This is a genomic window from uncultured Roseivirga sp. (assembly GCF_963973945.1).
In the GTDB taxonomy this organism is placed as follows: Bacteria; Bacteroidota; Bacteroidia; order Cytophagales; family Cyclobacteriaceae; genus Roseivirga.
Map to the genome: position 1 here is coordinate 34,129 of NZ_CAXBBV010000017.1, position 17,732 is coordinate 51,860.

General features: G+C 39.2%; 15 protein-coding genes and 1 tRNA gene. 11 read left to right on the forward strand and 5 right to left on the reverse strand.

Annotated elements, in window-relative coordinates; translation table 11 throughout:
• Positions 1-2: 2 nt before the first annotated feature.
• The 4 genes from sufD to AAC026_RS18545 all read right to left on the reverse strand — a co-directional run bounded on the left by sufD (position 3) and on the right by AAC026_RS18545 (position 4,275).
• Positions 3-1,328, reverse strand: a complete 1,326-nt coding sequence (sufD, locus tag AAC026_RS18530) for a Fe-S cluster assembly protein SufD (RefSeq protein WP_339701254.1) — start codon at positions 1,326-1,328, stop codon at positions 3-5.
• 11 nt (positions 1,329-1,339) lie between these two features.
• Complete coding sequence (gene sufC / locus AAC026_RS18535) at positions 1,340-2,098, reverse strand: Fe-S cluster assembly ATPase SufC (protein ID WP_062300192.1); 759 nt, start codon at positions 2,096-2,098, stop codon at positions 1,340-1,342.
• A gap of 138 nt (positions 2,099-2,236) precedes the next feature.
• A complete protein-coding gene (sufB, locus tag AAC026_RS18540) occupies positions 2,237-3,682 on the reverse strand; it encodes a Fe-S cluster assembly protein SufB (RefSeq protein ID WP_339607321.1) in 1,446 nt (481 codons plus the stop codon).
• A 125-nt stretch (positions 3,683-3,807) separates the two neighbouring features.
• Entirely contained in the window at positions 3,808-4,275 is a 468-nt protein-coding gene (locus AAC026_RS18545; RefSeq protein ID WP_339607322.1) for an Lrp/AsnC ligand binding domain-containing protein, read from the reverse strand.
• A 395-nt stretch (positions 4,276-4,670) separates the two neighbouring features.
• Between AAC026_RS18545 and AAC026_RS18550 the strand changes: the two genes are divergently transcribed.
• The 6 genes from AAC026_RS18550 (at position 4,671) to AAC026_RS18575 (ending at position 11,118) form a co-directional block, all read left to right on the forward strand.
• Positions 4,671-6,347, forward strand: coding sequence for an AMP-binding protein (locus AAC026_RS18550; protein ID WP_339701257.1), 1,677 nt, complete (start codon positions 4,671-4,673; stop codon positions 6,345-6,347).
• Positions 6,348-6,935: 588 nt separating this feature from the next.
• Positions 6,936-7,274, forward strand: a complete 339-nt coding sequence (locus tag AAC026_RS18555) for a hypothetical protein (protein WP_339701260.1) — start codon at positions 6,936-6,938, stop codon at positions 7,272-7,274.
• A 14-nt stretch (positions 7,275-7,288) separates the two neighbouring features.
• Complete coding sequence (locus tag AAC026_RS18560; protein WP_339701263.1) at positions 7,289-9,139, forward strand: AAA family ATPase; 1,851 nt, start codon at positions 7,289-7,291, stop codon at positions 9,137-9,139.
• Positions 9,140-9,149: 10 nt separating this feature from the next.
• Entirely contained in the window at positions 9,150-9,674 is a 525-nt protein-coding gene (locus AAC026_RS18565) for a hypothetical protein (RefSeq protein ID WP_339701266.1), read from the forward strand.
• An 81-nt stretch (positions 9,675-9,755) separates the two neighbouring features.
• Positions 9,756-10,115, forward strand: a complete 360-nt coding sequence (locus AAC026_RS18570; RefSeq protein WP_339701268.1) for a hypothetical protein — start codon at positions 9,756-9,758, stop codon at positions 10,113-10,115.
• A gap of 4 nt (positions 10,116-10,119) precedes the next feature.
• Positions 10,120-11,118: a type II TA system antitoxin MqsA family protein gene (locus AAC026_RS18575; protein ID WP_339701270.1), complete on the forward strand. Its 999-nt coding sequence runs from the start codon at positions 10,120-10,122 to the stop codon at positions 11,116-11,118.
• A gap of 140 nt (positions 11,119-11,258) precedes the next feature.
• Here the strand turns inward: AAC026_RS18575 and AAC026_RS18580 are convergent.
• A tRNA-Arg gene (locus tag AAC026_RS18580) sits at positions 11,259-11,335 on the reverse strand.
• 145 nt (positions 11,336-11,480) lie between these two features.
• On the opposite strand from AAC026_RS18580, the gene AAC026_RS18585 reads away from it, so the two are divergent.
• The 5 genes from AAC026_RS18585 (at position 11,481) to AAC026_RS18605 (ending at position 17,652) form a co-directional block, all read left to right on the forward strand.
• Positions 11,481-12,377, forward strand: coding sequence for an aldo/keto reductase (locus AAC026_RS18585; RefSeq protein WP_339701273.1), 897 nt, complete (start codon positions 11,481-11,483; stop codon positions 12,375-12,377).
• A gap of 79 nt (positions 12,378-12,456) precedes the next feature.
• A complete protein-coding gene (locus AAC026_RS18590; protein ID WP_339701275.1) occupies positions 12,457-13,152 on the forward strand; it encodes a DUF2461 domain-containing protein in 696 nt (231 codons plus the stop codon).
• 31 nt (positions 13,153-13,183) lie between these two features.
• The gene (locus tag AAC026_RS18595) at positions 13,184-13,837 is read left to right on the forward strand and encodes a DUF2461 domain-containing protein (RefSeq protein WP_339701278.1); all 654 of its coding nucleotides are present in this window, start codon (positions 13,184-13,186) and stop codon (positions 13,835-13,837) included.
• Positions 13,838-13,864: 27 nt separating this feature from the next.
• Complete coding sequence (locus tag AAC026_RS18600) at positions 13,865-14,275, forward strand: DUF1573 domain-containing protein (protein ID WP_339701281.1); 411 nt, start codon at positions 13,865-13,867, stop codon at positions 14,273-14,275.
• Positions 14,276-14,421: 146 nt separating this feature from the next.
• Positions 14,422-17,652: a S41 family peptidase gene (locus tag AAC026_RS18605; RefSeq protein WP_339701284.1), complete on the forward strand. Its 3,231-nt coding sequence runs from the start codon at positions 14,422-14,424 to the stop codon at positions 17,650-17,652.
• The last annotated feature ends 80 nt before the right edge of the window (positions 17,653-17,732 follow it).

Sequence of the window (17,732 nt, forward strand, 5' to 3'; positions counted from 1 at the left end):
GTTTATTTTTCCAACCTCTTTTCTATAATCGCAGCGAGATATTCTTTGATCGCTTCGTTTTCAACGGTTTCTAACACATCGTTAGCGAAGGCCTTTAATAGAATAGCGCGTGCTTTATCTTTCTGAATTCCCCTTGCTTGTAGGTAGAAGAGTGCGTCCATATCCAATTGGCCGGTAGTACAGCCGTGAGAACAAGAAACATCATCGGCCCAAATTTCTAATTGAGGTTTGGTGTTTACCGTAGCCTTATCAGAAATCAGAATATTCTTATTCGACTGGAATGCGTTGGTTTTTTGTGCGTCAGGGCGAACAAAGATTTTTCCATTGAAAACACCTTTTGAGCTACCATCCATTATGCCTTTATACAATTCGTTTGAATAGCAATTTGGCATCATATGATCAGCAACGGTGTGGTTGTCTACATGCGTTTTTCCGTCTAATAAATAGAGTCCATTCATGTAGGTTTCAATACCTTCGGCCTGAAGTTTAATGTTCAGGTTATTACGAATCATCGCTCCGTTCAGCGAGAAGGTAAAGGCTTTAAAATTACTGTTTGTTCCTTGAGAAGCGTGAATGTTTGAAATGTGATAAGCTTGCTCTGTATCGTTTTCAATTTTGAAAAAACGAAGATGGGCACTATCGCTTACACTGATTTCATTTACAGAAGTTGTAAAGCTTTTGTGTTCACCAAGGGTATCGAATTTCTCAATAATGGTGGCTTGAGAAAACTTACCTGCCACTACAATATTTCTGATGTGGTATGAAAGTTCTGCTGTTGAGCTATCACCAATAAAGTAAAGTACAATTGGTTTTTCGATTACCGCTTTGTCCGCGACCTCAATCGCAACCCCATGCTGACTGAAAGCGGTGTTTAAGGCTACAAACGCGTCTTCCGCGAAGTTGGCTTTAGTGCCAAAATTCGATTGAGCCAACGGTGAATTGGCTTTGAAACCTTCAGCAAGTGATTCAACTTTTAAGCCTTCTACCTGGATGTTGTCAGATAGCTCACTTGAATAAATCCCGTTTAAGAATACGATTTTATGCGCATCCAATCCTTCGATTTGAGTAGCTGAAATTTGAGCTTCAGTTAATCCAAAATCAGCATTTGTTCCATTCAGTTCAAAGTTCTTTTCAACGGCTCTGGTAAAGTTGGTAAACTTATATTCCTCGTTTTTTGGACCAGGAAAGCCAGAGTTCATCAAGCTAGAGAAAGCCTCTTTTCTTACAGCATGCGCTGCCGATTTACTTTGACCATTCAAGCTTTTTTCAAACGCCTCAAATTGAGTTTCAAGCGAATTTAAAATCGATTGTCCTGCAATTTTTTCCATAAAATATCTGCTTAAGCGGTTGCGTCTGCTTCTTCCTTAATCCAATCGTAACCTCTGGCTTCTAGCTCTAAGGCTAACTCTTTAGTGCCTGACTTTACAATTCTTCCATTATAAAGAACATGTACAAAATCAGGAACGATGTAATCCAAAAGTCTTTGGTAGTGAGTTACCACAATTGTGGCGTTGTCTTTGTTTTTCAGTGTGTTAACACCGTGTGCTACAATTTTGAGTGCATCAATGTCAAGGCCTGAATCGGTTTCATCAAGAATGGCCAGCTTTGGTTCAAGCATCGCCATTTGGAAGATTTCGTTGCGTTTCTTTTCACCGCCTGAGAAACCTTCATTTAAAGAACGGCTCAATAAAGCTTGGTCGATTTCAACCAACTTCATTTTCTCTTTCATCAACTTCAAGAAAGAAACCGCATCGAGTGCTTTTTCTCCATGATGCTCTCTGATTTGATTGACAGCCGTTTTCATAAAGTTAGTTGTACTAACTCCTGGTATCTCGATTGGGTACTGAAAGGCCAAGAAAACACCTTCTCTAGCACGAACATCAGCTTCCATTTCAAGCAAATCTTTGCCTAAAAACTCTACCGATCCGCCAGTTACTTCGTAATCTTCTCTTCCTGCAAGCACAGAAGCCAAAGTACTTTTTCCAGAACCATTTGGTCCCATAATCGCGTGCACTTCGCCTGGTTTGATTTCTAGGTTGATTCCTTTCAGGATTTCCTTTTCCTCAATTCTGGCTTGTAAATTTTTTATTGATAACATCTTAACTCTTTAATGTTTAGTGTTTAGCGTTTAATGTTCAGTGTTCAAAGTTTGCTGAAGCGTAATCTATCTCAGGTTCTTCAACGATGAATTTTGTACCTTTAAACTCTGTCTTGTTCAGGTGTTTTATAATAGAGATTAGCCAACCGACCCTTCAAGCGTTAGTGCAAGAAGTTTCTGCGCCTCTACGGCAAACTCCATTGGCAATTGCTTAAGTACTTCTTTGGCGTATCCGTTTACGATAAGCGCTACTGCAGTTTCGGCATCAATACCTCTTTGCTGACAATAGAAGATTTGATCTTCTCCAATTTTAGATGTGGTGGCTTCGTGTTCTACTTGAGCCGATTGATTTTCGATGTCGATATAAGGGAATGTATGTGCACCACATTTATCGCCCATCAAAAGCGAATCGCACTGCGAGAAGTTTCGGGCGTTGGTTGCACGTTTCATTACATGCACTTGACCTCGGTAACTGTTTTGCGATTTACCAGCAGAAATACCTTTTGATACGATTCTCGACTTGGTGTTTTTACCAATATGAATCATTTTGGTTCCAGTATCGGCTTGTTGGTAATTGTTGGTTACGGCTACGGAATAGAATTCACCAACGGAATAATCACCTTTCAGAATACATGAAGGGTATTTCCAAGTAACAGCCGAACCAGTTTCTACTTGTGTCCAAGAGATTTTAGAATGGTCGCCTTCGCAAATACCACGCTTGGTTACGAAGTTGTAAATACCACCCTTACCCTCTTTGTTCCCTGGGTACCAGTTTTGAACTGTTGAGTATTTTACCTCTGCATTTTTTGCTGCTTTGATTTCTACTACGGCAGCGTGCAATTGGTTTTCGTCACGCATAGGAGCGGTACAACCTTCGAGGTAACTTACGTAAGATCCTTCTTCGGCCACAATCAGGGTTCTTTCAAACTGACCTGTATTGGCGGCATTGATTCTAAAATAGGTGGAAAGCTCCATTGGGCATCTTACACCTTTTGGAATAAAGCAGAATGAGCCATCAGAGAATACTGCTGCGTTTAGTGCTGCATAGTAATTGTCGTTGGCTGGCACTACTGAACCCATGTGCTTTTTAATAAGCTCTGGGTGTTCGCGCACTGCTTCTGAAAATGAACAGAAGATAATTCCTAGTTCACCTAAGGTTTCTTTGAAAGTAGTGGCTACCGAAACTGAATCGATAACAGCATCTACAGCAACTCCTGTAAGTCTTTTTTGCTCCGTAAGTGAAATGCCAAGTCTCTCGAAAGTAGCGATCATTTCAGGATCGATCTCATCTAAAGAGTTAACCTTCTTTTTCTTCTTTGGTGCAGAGTAATATATAAGGTCTTGAAAGTCTACTTTTGGATAGTGAACATTAGCCCACTCTGGTTCTTTCATTTTCTGCCAAGCATGAAAAGCTTCAAGCCTCCATTCTAGCATCCATTGCGGCTCTTCCTTTTTTGCAGAAATAAACCGAATGATATCATCGTTCAAACCTTTGGGAGCCTCATCTGCTTCAAAGTCTACTGTCCATCCGAACTCGTATTCTTTGGAGGTGAACTCTTCTAATATCTGATCGTCTTTACTCATTCCTAGTTATTTAGAATCGTTTTAAATACAAAGGTACAACTTAAAGCCTAAAGGATTGGTTTCCTCAATTCCTTTTTTCAATAAACTATTAGTAAAAGCTATGAGAAATTGTAAAATCGTACTTGTTACCCCTCCAACTGTATACTTCGGTTAAAAGTTTCTTCAAGTATAATGAAGGTTTCCGTTCGTTCAATACCATCTACTTTCTGGATTTTATCATGAAGAATATCCTTCAAGTGATCCGTGCCTTTTGCATAAATTCTAACAAACATAGAATAGTTGCCGGTAGTGTAATGAACGCTAGTGATTTCTGCAATTTTCTTGAGCTGCACCGCTACTTTTTCATAGAGCGAACTTTTAGAAAGAAACACACCTAAAAAGGCAGAGACATTATAACCAAGCTTAGCAAGGTTTAAATCGAGAGAAGCACCTTTTACTACCCCCATTTTTTCAAGCTTGCTCATTCTTACATGTACTGTTCCGCTAGAAACAAATGCTTGTTTGGCTACTTCGGTATAGGGCTTTTTCGCGTTATGCTGAAGAATAGAGAGGATTTTTAAATCCACATTATCGATTTCGTAATTATCAGCCATGATTTTTGGTTAAAATTATTGATTCAATAATAAATATATAGTTTAATTATTTTATCTCTAAATATTAGGTCATTACGTTACTGATATTTTAATGAATCAACTGTTTCTATTACCTTTGAAACAGTTTCAAAAGAGAAGCTATACACTGTAGGGTGATGAAACAGGCAGCCATGCCCTCCTTTCTCGAGGGTGGAGAAAAAGAAATAAATCTGAACTACCTGACGACTAATCTCTCCGTGAAGGTTCGACTCCTTCCCCTACAGCTCTTAAAGTTTGAATACTAGATTTAGGTACGTATTCATTTGTTTTTCTTAGTTTGAAAGGAGGCTTGTTTGTTAGCCTCCTTTTTTTTTGGTAATTCATCTTTATATTTGATGATAGCCAAATTTTAATACATGAGTACTTTCCCCTGGATTGCGCATTACCCAAAGGGTGTTCCCGCAGAAATTGAAGATCAACGTCCTAAAAACCTTCTAGAGCTTTATCAAAATGCCTTCAATCAGTTTGGCAGCCGCGAGGCTTTCGAGAACATGGGCGGAGTACTTACTTTTCAGGAGGTGGACCAACTCTCTACCAATTTTGCGGCCTATCTGCAAAATGAATTGGGCATGGTAAAAGGAGATAGGATCGCTATCCAAATGCCCAATTGTTTGCAATACCCTGTGGTGCTTATTGGTGCTATCAAAGCAGGCTGCATTGTAGTCAATACCAATCCGCTTTATACCCCAAGGGAAATGGAGCATCAGTTTAAAGATGCTGGAATCAAAACGATTGTGATCATTGCGAATTTTGCCAAGAGCTTGGAAGAGACATTGCCACATGTTTCGGTAGAGAATATTATAGTGACCGAACTGGGTGATATGCTTGGAGGCCTGAAGGGAAAGATCGTCAATTTTGTGGTGAAGCACATCAAGAAGATGGTGCCTGCATATAACCTTCCCAATCCGATTTCTTTCAAGAGTGCTATGGCCAAAGGCGCTCGAATGAAATACACTCAGCCTGAGATAAAAGGAGAAGATACGGCTTTCCTTCAATATACAGGAGGAACGACCGGTGTATCGAAAGGCGCGATTTTATCTCACAATAATGTAGTTGCCCATACTTTGATCATTACACACGTTTTTAAACCGCTTCTAAAGGATGGACAAAAAGATGTGATGATTACGGCCATTCCACTCTATCATATTTTCGCCCTAAATGTGAACTGCACATTTATGATGCATATTGGAGCTAAAAACGTGCTGATCACTAACCCTCGTGATATGCCTGGTTTTATTAAGGAGTTGAAGAAACATCCATTTACCTTGTTTACGGGTGTAAATACACTTTTCAATGGACTGCTGAACCAGTCAAACTTTAAGGAAATCGATTTCTCTCATTTCAAAGTTTCTATTGGAGGCGGAATGGCGGTTCAGGACTTTGTAGCCAAAAAGTGGCAAGAAATGACAGGAACGCCTTTGGTGCAAGGTTATGGTTTGAGTGAAACCTCTCCAGTAGTTTGTGTGAACCCACTAGATGGCACCCATAAAATGGGAACGATTGGTTTGCCTGTACCTTCAACCGAGTTGGCCATTTTTGATGATGACGGAAACCGCTTAGCACAAGGCGAAACAGGAGAAATTTGCGTGAAGGGACCGCAAGTAATGTCGGGTTATTGGAATCAGAAGAATGACGGAGTATTCTTTGAAGGAGGTTATTTCAGAACTGGAGACATCGGTATAATGGACGAAGAAGGCTTCTTCAAAATTGTAGACCGTAAAAAAGATATGATCAACGTTTCGGGTTTCAATGTATACCCTAACGATGTTGAAAATGCCATTGCCGACCACCCAAAAGTGTTAGAAGTAGCAGTAATTGGCGTTCCAGATCCGCATTCAACCGAATGTGTAAAGGCATTTGTTGTAAAATCTGATCCATCACTCACCGAAGAGGAGTTACGCGACTATTGCCATGAAAATCTTACAGGCTACAAACGTCCGAAGCATTATGAGTTCAGAACCGAACTGCCTAAAACCAATGTGGGTAAAATTTTAAGAAGGAAGTTGAAGGAGGAAGAAGAGGCGAAAGGCTAGGCTGCTTTTATGAAAAAAGTAAAAAGATCTTCGAAAAGAAACCAACTGAAATTTTCTGCAATCAACGGTAAGGAGCAACCTTTAATGTTTGAGCTAATCTCATCTCTTTCAAAGAAAGGGAATGCTAGGCCTACCGTAGAATCAAATAAGGGGAGTCAGGGGACTCAATTTTTGCAAGAGCCAATGGTTTGTGAGGATTATGATTTCTCATCGGGCACGGATTGACCTATCTGTTGAGTTGCTAGAGTTATTCGCTATAGCTTCTACTTTCTTGATGAGATCAGCACAGATTCAAAAGGGTTTGAGGATTCTATAGTTTCCCATTCTCCTTCTATTTGTTGGTGAAAACATACAACAAAGGCTGTCTTTGGTGGAAAGCTGGAGAATCCATTTAATAAGTGATGCAGACAGAATGAGTCGCGGTCTGACCTACGGTGCCGACTGCTCAACGCTCCATTTAAAAAGCCACTCAACAGTGCCAAAGCATTCTTATATAATTCACATACTTCAATAAGCCAATTATAAATACATTCACTTATATTGTTGAAGAAACTACCAAAATATTATTTTTTGATATAGGTGCTCTTGATGAAATTCAACGAAGACAGCAGAGTAAAAATACCAGCCATTCTCCATTTGATGAGATTGGGCTATAATTACTTATCCCTAAAAACTACCAGTTGGGATCATGCGACCAACATTTTTACAAGTATTTTTGATGCAAGCATCAGCCGAATCAATGCTAATAATTCAGACCTAGACCTTGAGGGCTTATACAATCAGATAGCCCTAGACCTCGAAAACGAAGAACTCAGCTCATTACGCGATTGGTTATTGCCCATGCTAATGAATGGCCAGCTTACTATAAAAGAAGCTGAGGAGCAGTTGAGTATGGCTGCAGAGCCGGAGAACCATTATGAAAAATAAAAGAAGAAAGAAACATGCATATATCGAAAATCTATATCGAAAATTTCAAATGTCTCCAAGAAATCTCAATTGATACAAACGAGTCATTTAATGTTATCATTGGGGAAAACAACCAAGGGAAGAGTACAATCTTTGAAGCACTTCAAATGTGGTATAGATGTTATCATAGATACATTCAAACGAACAGGATTAAATTCTATGTTGGTAACAACATGTATATTCCTTTCAGAGATTTAGACTTTCTAAGGTTCTGGAGAGATACTGATCTATTTAATAAATATCCTTATGATTCTATCATAAGACTAACACTTCACCATAATGGAGTCAACCATGACTTAGCATTCAATATCAATCGGCCAAAAGTAATTGCTGATTCTTATCTAAGAGTAGCAAAAGGAAATAATCAAGCTTTTAAAGATTTTGCTCAGGCTATGAAAGACAATAGCATCAAGCTAGATGAAGCAATATTCTTATATGAAACGTCCCCAATTTCCAGAATACTCGGAGAAGAACCCTATATGACTAGAGGGCAGGTTAATCGAAAAATAATGCTAGGTAAGTCTCAAGATGTTTTACGGAATAAGATCGTTAAGCATAATCATATTGGAAAACTTAATGAGCAAGTGAGCGAAGTGATGGGGTCAACCTTCGAATTTCAACACGTTAACTCTTCAAGGCAAGATAATGAAGAATACATTGATCTTCAGGTCAAGCACAATGGTAAGCAGCATGAATTGCATATGCAAGGGAGTGGTCTTTTACAGGTTATTGAAATATTTGGAACGTTGGATTACGCAGCTGCAGAACTTAATATATTGCTTATCGATGAGCCAGACAGTCATATTCATTTAGTCTTACAAAAAAGGCTAATGAAAAGCTTGAGAGACTTGGCGGACAATCAAACATTCATTATTAGTCACAATGATGCTTTTGTCAGTGAATGCAATAATGGCGAACTATTCTATCTCAATAATGAAGCTAAGCTTCAAAAAGAGCTAAAAGCTCTTGAGGATTTTGATCTCGTCAAGAAGGACTTTGGAAGTCCGATTTTGGCTCTTCAAAAGCTTAACGAAGCAAATCATGTTGTTTTCGTTGAAGGTTCTGATGATATAGAGAATATTAAGTTACTTCTAACTAAATATCAAGAAGCTGGTATAATTCCGAACACAAGTCAGCCAGCTGATTGTCAGTTCTTTTTTATCAGAGGGAAAGATAAATTAGTTGACAAACTCGATCATAATAAAAGGACCCTTAGTCAACTGTTCAAAGACAAAAAATATGTTATTATTACGGATAAAGACTTTACTACTCTCTTAGACAGTCAGGCATTGAATGCATCAATTGAGTCAAGATTGAGAGGAAATTCAATTGCCTTTTCTCATGACGGATATTGCTTAGAATCAACATTATTCTCAGACCTCAATCTTCTGTATGGCTATTTGGCATTTGTCAGTGGTAAAACTGAAACCGAAATTCGAATTTCATCAGAAACCTACCTTGAAGGACTAAGGGGGAATCTCAATAGTGTATCGACAGCCTATTATTCAACAATGAAGCAAAAGTTCATTTCTCAAAAAAGGAATAGAGGCGAGTTAGCTAACACAGAATTTGACGATGTAATGGCTGACATTACTCAGGATATACATTCCTTAAAATTCATAATGAATAAGGGACAAATACGAAAATTTATAGAGCACTTAGAGATTGATCTGAACATTGTGCTGGTTACCCCTTCACCTGATGACACAGACGAGAATTATTGTGCCAGTTTCTTTCAAGACTATTGTAATTCTCTTTCTCAGCACCACATTACGCTTCAAAACCACAAAATTCTGTTAAACAATGTTTACGATCTAAACCTCTAAAATTGATATCATGAGCATACACGAATTAAAGAATGAGCTAATAGCGGATATTCTCAATATTAAGGACAAGGATTTACTTTTAAATCTCCAACATCAAATCAAGAAAAAAACGTCACACAAGAGGCTTGTTCAAGTCAGCCTTTCTGAGATACTTCAATATGATGTAAAAGACACAAATCCAGAAAAGGTATCATTGGGTAAGCACCAGTGTGAGGTCAAATCATGGAAAGATCTTTATACTACTGTTATCATTTGGGTTTTAGATGATAGAAATATCGCAGAGCTAAAAGCACCAATTCATGATCATTATGGACGTACTAAGTATGCTGTAAGCAATAGTCCTACCCATGCAGAGGGTAAGCATTTTACCTCTCAGGTACAACATGGCAAACTTTATATCGAAGGACATGGAAATACAGAACACCATCTTAAAACGTTGGTTTCTATTTTTCAACTTTTTGGAATTGCCTCAGATGATTTGTCTATTAGTTTTTGGATGAATGAAAGTGACTATGTAGTTAGTGTTACGATTTAAACACAGCACTGTATAGTTTAAGATTGATCATTTAAAATAAATTAACACAACTATATAGTTTGATTATAAAAACAATTAACTTTGCAATCCGTTACACAAAGAGAAGATGTTGAAGCTTTCCTCAAAAGCTTTAAAGAGAAGAAACAGATTTGGGGAATCTTGTTTTTAGATAGCAGGGCGAAAAACTTCAATACCTTATTAGCCCTGGATATACGACCTGTCGATAGAGAGCAGGTTTTAGATACACTTACTGTTAAAGATTACAGTCAAGGTCCTTTAGATGAAGATTGGCATGGTGGCAAAGAAATGTGGGTTTTCGGTACAAAAATGAAAGACACAGAAATCTATATTAAAATTACACTGGGTGCACCTGGCACTCAAACCATCTGCATTTCATTCCACACTGCCGAACACCCTATGCAATATCCTTTCAAAAACTAACGCCATGAAAAGCCCTATCACCGGAAAAGAAATGAAGCTTTCTAACGAATGGAGAGCTGTTCCATATCGTAAAGAAGAATTTACCATTAAATATCAGTTTTACCTTTGTGAAGAGAGTGGAGAGCAATTTACCACGACAGCGTTAGATGAGTTAAATATGCAGATGGTGTATAACCAATACCGTGTAAAGCATCATATCCCTCAATCCGATGAGATCAAAGAAATAAGAGATCAATATGATTTGTCCGCAGTTCGCATGGGGGAAATCCTAGGCTTTGGCCCCAATACCTATGGTCTTTATGAAAAAGGTGATTTACCAAGCTTACCGAATGCCAATTTGTTAAAAATGGCGAGTGATCCTGCTAAGTTTATGACTTTAGCTAAAGATTGGAATACAGAGTCAATTAAAGCCAAAGAAGTACTTCTAAAGAAAATAGATAAACTGATTGAGGAACGAGAAGAAGACTTTATCAATTTTGACAACTACTTAATGGGCGGCTCAGAAGCTGATGAATTTACTGGTTATAAAAAACCCAGCCTCGAGAAACTCACAGAAATGGTGGTCTATTTTGCTCACAAGACACCGAGCTATAAAACCAAAATGAATAAGCTTTTATTTTATGGTGATTTTTGCTCCTTCAAGGAGACTGGAATGTCAATAAGCGGTTCGAAATATAGAGCAATATCCTATGGCCCGGTACACAATAAATTTGAGACCCTCTTTGAACATCTTGCAGAGAGGGACGCACTAGACAAATATTATGATGAATTGCCAGACGGAGGACAAATTGCTTTCCTAACAGCCAGAACTGATAGACCCTTTAAAAAGGAATTGTTTTCTGAAAAAGAACTGGAAATATTAGAACGAGTAGCAGATAAGTTTCAAGAGTTTAATACTAAACAGATTGTAATTGAAAGTCACAAAGAACTTGGCTGGCTTGATAACCAAGATTCTAGATCTTTAATCAGCTACCATTACGCCATAGACCTAAAAGGGATTTAATAATAACAGGTAAAATAGCCTCTTGTAATAAACTACTTGAAATCATTCTCGGTCAGCCTCAAGAACACCAACAGGTGCGGGAAAATAAATAACCGTCACCCACTAAAAAAAATAGTCCCATACGGGATGTATGGGACTATTGGTGATCCCTTCAGGAATCGAACCTGAAACCTACTGCTTAGAAGGCAGTTGCTCTATCCAATTGAGCTAAGGGACCGTTGTGTCTCTATCCTCCCGAAGTTTCGGTAGGATAGAGCGCCAATCCGCTTTTCAAAAGCGAGTGCAAATATATGAAAATCGATTTTCTTTTGGCAAGTTGAACCTTGAATTTATTTGCATCTATTACTGTTTAGTTTTTTGTGATGAAATATAGAGCATTAAAGAATACAGAATTGCAAATCAGCGAAATCGCATTCGGCTGTATGTCAATGGATTTGAGCCGAAGGGACAATGATGAGTTGATTCACGCTGCCATTGATGACGGAATAAATTATTTTGATACGGCCGACCTTTATGATCAAGGAAAGAACGAAGAAGCACTTGGACGAGCATTAAAAGGCAAAAGATCCGAGGTGATTGTGGCAACAAAAGTAGGCAATCAACTAAGAGCGGATGGTAGCGGTTGGGATTGGAACCCTTCGAAAGACTATATTCTGAAAGCAGTTGACCTGAGCTTGAAAAGACTTCAAACGGATTACATTGATTTGTATCAGCTGCATGGCGGCACAATAGAAGACCCAATCAATGAAGTGATAGAAGCTTTTGAGCAGTTAAGGGCTGAAGGTAAAATCAGGAATCATGGCATTTCTTCCATTCGCCCAAATGTAATTCGAGAATATGTAGCCAATTCAAATATTGCCAGTGTAATGATGCAATACAGTTTGCTCGACAGAAGACCTGAGGAACAAATGCTGGATTTGTTGGAAAGTAATGGAGTAGGCCTAATGGCACGTGGTGGTTTAGCAAAAGGGTTATTGGGTGGTAAAATCCCAGAGGTATATCTTAATTATAAGTCACGAGAAATCGAATTGCTGGTCAATGAAATGAAGAAACTTACAGATGACAAAACGAAACTGTCGCATTTGGCTTTGCGATGGATATTGAGTCATTCCGCTGTAACCAGTGCCGTGGTAGGAATTCGTACCAAAGAACAACTCAAAGAAGCTTTGGCTTATAGCGAATCAACTGTTATTGAAAAGGAAAAGCTTGATGCTTTAGGGAAGGTATTGCCTCTTGCTTATTACCAAGCGCATCGATAAGTGTTAAAATGTCCCAAATTCAGAAGGCAATTCGTTTAGTAAGTATTAGCTTTATTTGAAATATCAAACCATCAAAGTCATGAACATCAGTCCCTCTAATTTTTCGTTTCTGAAAGCTTTATCTGAAAACAATAACCGCGAATGGTTTACAGCCAATAAGAAAACCTACGAACAAGCCCATGAAAATGCAATTTCTGTAGCCGATGCTTTATTGGCAGGGCTTTCGAAACATGACCAAATCACTACACCCACAGGTAAAAAGAGCTTGATGCGGATCTATAGAGATGTACGCTTTTCGAAAGATAAAAGCCCTTATAACCCACGCTGGGCTGGAAGTTTCAATCGATCGAAGCCAGCATTGAGGGGTGGTTACTACTTCCATATACAACCGGGCGGAAACACGGTAGTGGGCGGAGGTTTCTATCAGCCCAATGCCGATGATATCAAACTTATTCGCGATCACATTGCCATGGATGACGAACCTTTAAAGAAAGTAATCTCCGATCCTAAGTTCATCAAAACTTTTGGAGGCTTACAGGGCGAGCAGCTGAAAACCGCGCCAAAAGGCTTTGAGAAAGATCATCCTTCCATTGATCTATTAAGGTATAAATCCATGTATGTCTTCAAGAGCTTCTCTGATAAAGAAGTAACCTCACCTGATTTTGTAGAAAATGCAGTAGCTACCTTTTTAGCCTTGCGTCCTTTTTTTGATGTAATGACAGACTACTTAACCACGGATTTAAACGGAATTTCTCTTATTGAAAATCAAGCATAAACTTTAAGCGGAAAAGCGGGTAGTAAGTAGCATGGCAAGAAAGGTGATTTTTGAATTTTTAGAACAACTCAATGCAAACAACTCTAAAGAGTGGATGGATGCCAATAGGGCTTGGTACGAAGAAGCTAAAAACGAAGTGGTCAATCTGTTCGAGCCTATTTTAGCTTCGCTGAAAGAAATCGACCCAAGAATTGTGCAACCTTCGGCCAGAAAAGCCATTAGTCGAATCAATAACAATTTGATGTTTCATCCTGAAAGGCCTACTTACAAAAATCATTTTGGAGTAGTGTTTGGGCATGGGAAAGGCTTGGCTGATTTCTATGTGCACTTGGGGTCAGATGAAACCTTAATAGCGGGTGGAATTTGGCATCCAGACAGTGAAAGGCTCAAGAAAATTAGAACTGAAATTGATTATGAGGGACGCAAACTGATGAAAACTTTGCATGCCGAGCCTTTTAAAAGTTGGTTTCATTTCTATACCGAAGAGGCACTGAAAACTGCACCAAAAGGCTATTCGCAAGATCATGAGTTCATCGAATTGCTGAGGTTGAAAAGTATCGCGGCCATACGTCCGATTACACGAAAAGACATTCTTTCTGATGGTTTTCATGACATGGTAATCGAATCTTACACAGTCATTTTACCTATGATCGACTTTTTGAATGTTGCTTTGTTGGATGATTAATATTTAACTTGAAGAAAATTACAGCGTATGAAAAAGTTAATGATTTCAATGTTTCTGCTTTTGGCAGCTTTTGCTGTTAAGGCGCAAGAGGCCACGGTAAGTGAAGCTGCTAAAATAGAGTTTGAAAACAAGCTGTATAACTTTGGAGAAATTGCCCCGGGTGATACTGTAGATCATGTCTTTACTTTTAAGAACATTGGCACGGCTCCATTGAAAATTTTATCAGCACGTGGGTCTTGTGGTTGCACAGTACCCAAATACTCTACCGATGCAGTTGCTCCTGGTAAAAGCGGAGAAGTATTTGTGCGATTCAATAGCGCTGGCAAACGCGGTAACCAAAACAAAACCGTAACGCTTGTCACCAACGACCCTACAGCTCAACAAGTCATTTTAACCCTGAGAGGTAACATTGTTACAGCGGGAGAGCGAAGGGAATAGCTTTTCTTTCGAAATAAGAATTTAAGCCCTTGGAGTTTCTAGAACTTCAAGGGTTTTTTCATTTTTAGCTTACTTAATTCCTGTAATTGCTATTAGCGGTAATTTGATTTTTTTCATAGCTTCACCCTCTTCAAAACAACCCTGATATGAAAAAACAACTCATCACATTTTTAATGTTGGTTTCGGTGGGGCTTTTCGCCCAAACTGCGCCAAACTGGCTTCGTTATCCGGTCATCTCTCCAGATGGCTCAACAATAGTTTTTACCTACAAAGGCGACCTATATAAGGTAAGCTCAAATGGTGGCGATGCTACTCAACTTACCTTTCACGAATCGCATGATTTGATGCCTGTATTTAGCAAAGATGGAAAAACCATTGCCTTTGCTTCAGACCGCTACGGCAATTTCGATGTATTCACTATGGACATCCGTGGAGGAGAAGCCCACCGCATTACTTTCCACTCAAACGATGAGCAGCCCTTCTCCTTTTCTGCTGATAATAAATCGGTATTATTTGGAGCGCTAAGACAAGATTTAGCCGAACACAGACAGTACCCTCATGGTTCCCAGTCTGAATTATATTCGGTTCCAGTAGCTGGAGGGCGTGTAGACCAAGTTTTTACTTTTCCAGCAGAGTATGTACAAGTAAATAAAAGTGGAAGCCAGATGGTTTACCACGATAAAAAAGGAGGCGAAAACGAATTCCGTAAGCATCAAAACTCTGCCATTGCCCGCGATATTTGGGTATATGATAAAAGGACGGATTCTCACAAAATGATTACTTCTTATGAAGGAGAAGACCGCCAGCCGATTTTTAGCCAAGATGAGAAAAGCCTTTACTTTTTAAGCGAAGAAAGTGGCAATTTCAATGTGCACAAGCTTTCGCTAGACAACCCTTCTGCAAGGACTCAACTAACGAATTTCAAAACTCACCCAGTTCGTTTCCTAAGCATGGGCGGAGGCATTTTAAGCTTTGGCTACGATGGCGAATTATACACCATGAAAGAAGGGCAACAACCTAAAAAGCTTTCGGTGAATATCGTTACACAAAGCAAGGCTAACAGCGATAAATTCGTTTCCATCAATGGTGGTGTTGGCGAAATGGCCATTTCACCGAATGGAAAAGAAATAGCCTTTACGGCCCGTGGCGAAGTGTTTGTTACTTCTGTAGATGGTTCCCTCACAAAAAGAATTACCAATACTCCAGAGCAAGAAAGGTTTGTTACTTTTTCACCCGATGGAAAATCAGTGGTGTATGCCAGCGAAAGAGATGGGCGATGGAGCATTTTCAAAACCACAAGAATCCGCGAAACCGAAGAACCATTTTTCTTCGCTGCCACCTTATTAAAGGAAGAGCCTTTAGTGCAAAATAAGCTCGATAATTACCTTCCAAACTTTTCACCCGATGGAAAAAAGCTAGCTTTTATTGAAGGAAGAAGAACTTTAAAGGTGTTGGATTTGGCTTCGAACAATACAACTACTTTAATGACCCCAGAGGATTTGTATCACATGGGTGATGGAGACCAGTCTTTCAGTTGGAGTCCCGACAGCAAATGGATTTTGTTCGATTGGGGAAAAACACTGAGCAATAGCGAAATTTTACTTTTAGCCGCAGATGGTTCTAAACGAGTAAACCTTACTGAAAGTGGTTATGGCGATAGCAGCCCTAAATGGGTGAATGATGGTAAGCAAATGATTTGGTTCAGTAACCGTGATGGTTTGAAAAGTTATGCCACCAGTGGTTCGTCTCAACGCGATGTGTATAGTATGTTCTTCGATCAAGACGCTTGGGATAAGTACAACCTAAGCAAAGAAGATTATGACTTGATGAAAGAAATCGAAAAAGCAACCAAAAAAGAGGACGCTGAAGACAAGGAAAAGGACAAAGACAAGAAAGATGAAAAAGAGAAGGAAAAGGTGAAAGACCTTACTTTCGATTGGGATGATATGAAAGACAGAAAGGTGAGAATGACCATTCACTCTTCTAGTTTGGGCGATGCCGTACTTTCTAAAGATGGCGATAAACTGTACTACTTGGCGCGTTTTGAAAAAGGAATGAACCTTTGGAGTACAGATTTAAGAACCCGCGAAACAAAAATGGCAATGAAGCTCGATGCAGGTTTCGGTAGCCTTACTTGGGATAAAGACAGAAAGAATCTTTACTTATTAAGTGGAGGAAGAATTTCTAAAATTGATCCAGAAAGTGGAAAACGTGAAGGGGTGGATGTCAAAGGTGAAATGAATTATGATGCCGTTGCAGAGCGTCAATATATGTTTGATCATGTTTATATTAGAACCAAAAATGTTTTCTACGAGCCAACTTTCCATGGTATTGATTGGGAGTTAATGAGAAAGGAATACGCTAAGTATCTGCCTTCTATCGGTAACTCATACGAGTTCTCAGAATTGCTTTCAGAAATGCTTGGAGAGCTAAATGTGTCGCACTCAGGTGCCAGATATAGCACAAGTATTACAAATGCCGATGCTACTGCTTCGCTGGGTATTTTTATGGATTATAAACACAAAGACGATGGTATTTTAATTACCGAAGTAATTAAAGGCGGTCCTTTAGACAAAGCGAACCTCAATGTAACTAAAGGCATGATCATCGAGAAAATTGATGGAGAAATCATTGCTCAGAATGTGGATGTAGCCAAGTATCTAAACCGTAAAGCAGACCAATTTACTTTGTTAGAAATCTATGATCCCGCAACTAAAAAGAGACAACAGATCACAATGAAGCCTATTTCTTTAGGTGCTGAAAGAGGTTTGTTGTATGATCGTTGGGTGAAAATCAACGAGAAAGAAGTAGAAGAGAAGAGTAACGGTCAGTTGGGCTATGTACATATTCCGGGTATGAGCGATGGCCCTTACCGTAGTATTTACGAAGACATGATGGGTAAATTCTCTGACCGTAAAGCCGTTGTAGTCGATACACGATTTAATGGTGGAGGTGACTTGGTAGCAGATTTGGCCATGTTCTTTACTGGTGAACCATTTATTACTTATGCTACAGAAGCCAAAGTGGTAGGTGGAGAACCAACTTCTCGCTGGACAAAGCCAACTTTAGCCATGTTCAACGAAAGCATGTATTCTGACGGTCACTGCTTTGCCAGTGGTTATACAGACCTTAAGATTGGAAAAACTGTCGGTATGCCAGTGCCTGGTACTTGTAGTTTTGCAGGTTGGGAAGGTTTACCCGATGGTGGCAGATGGGGTGTGGTGCCTGTAAGTGCTAAAAACAAAGCAGGCGAGTGGATGGAAAACAACCAAACTGAACCTCAGTTTAAAGTGAAGTTAATGCCGGGTGTTGTAGATAAAGGAAGAGATCAGCAGCTGGAAAAGGCCATTGAGGAACTGATGAAAGAGATCAGATAATCTGACATTCTAATAATTTGAAAGAAGCCTTCATAAGTGGAATACTTATGGAGGCTTTTTCATGTCAACGTCTTTCCACA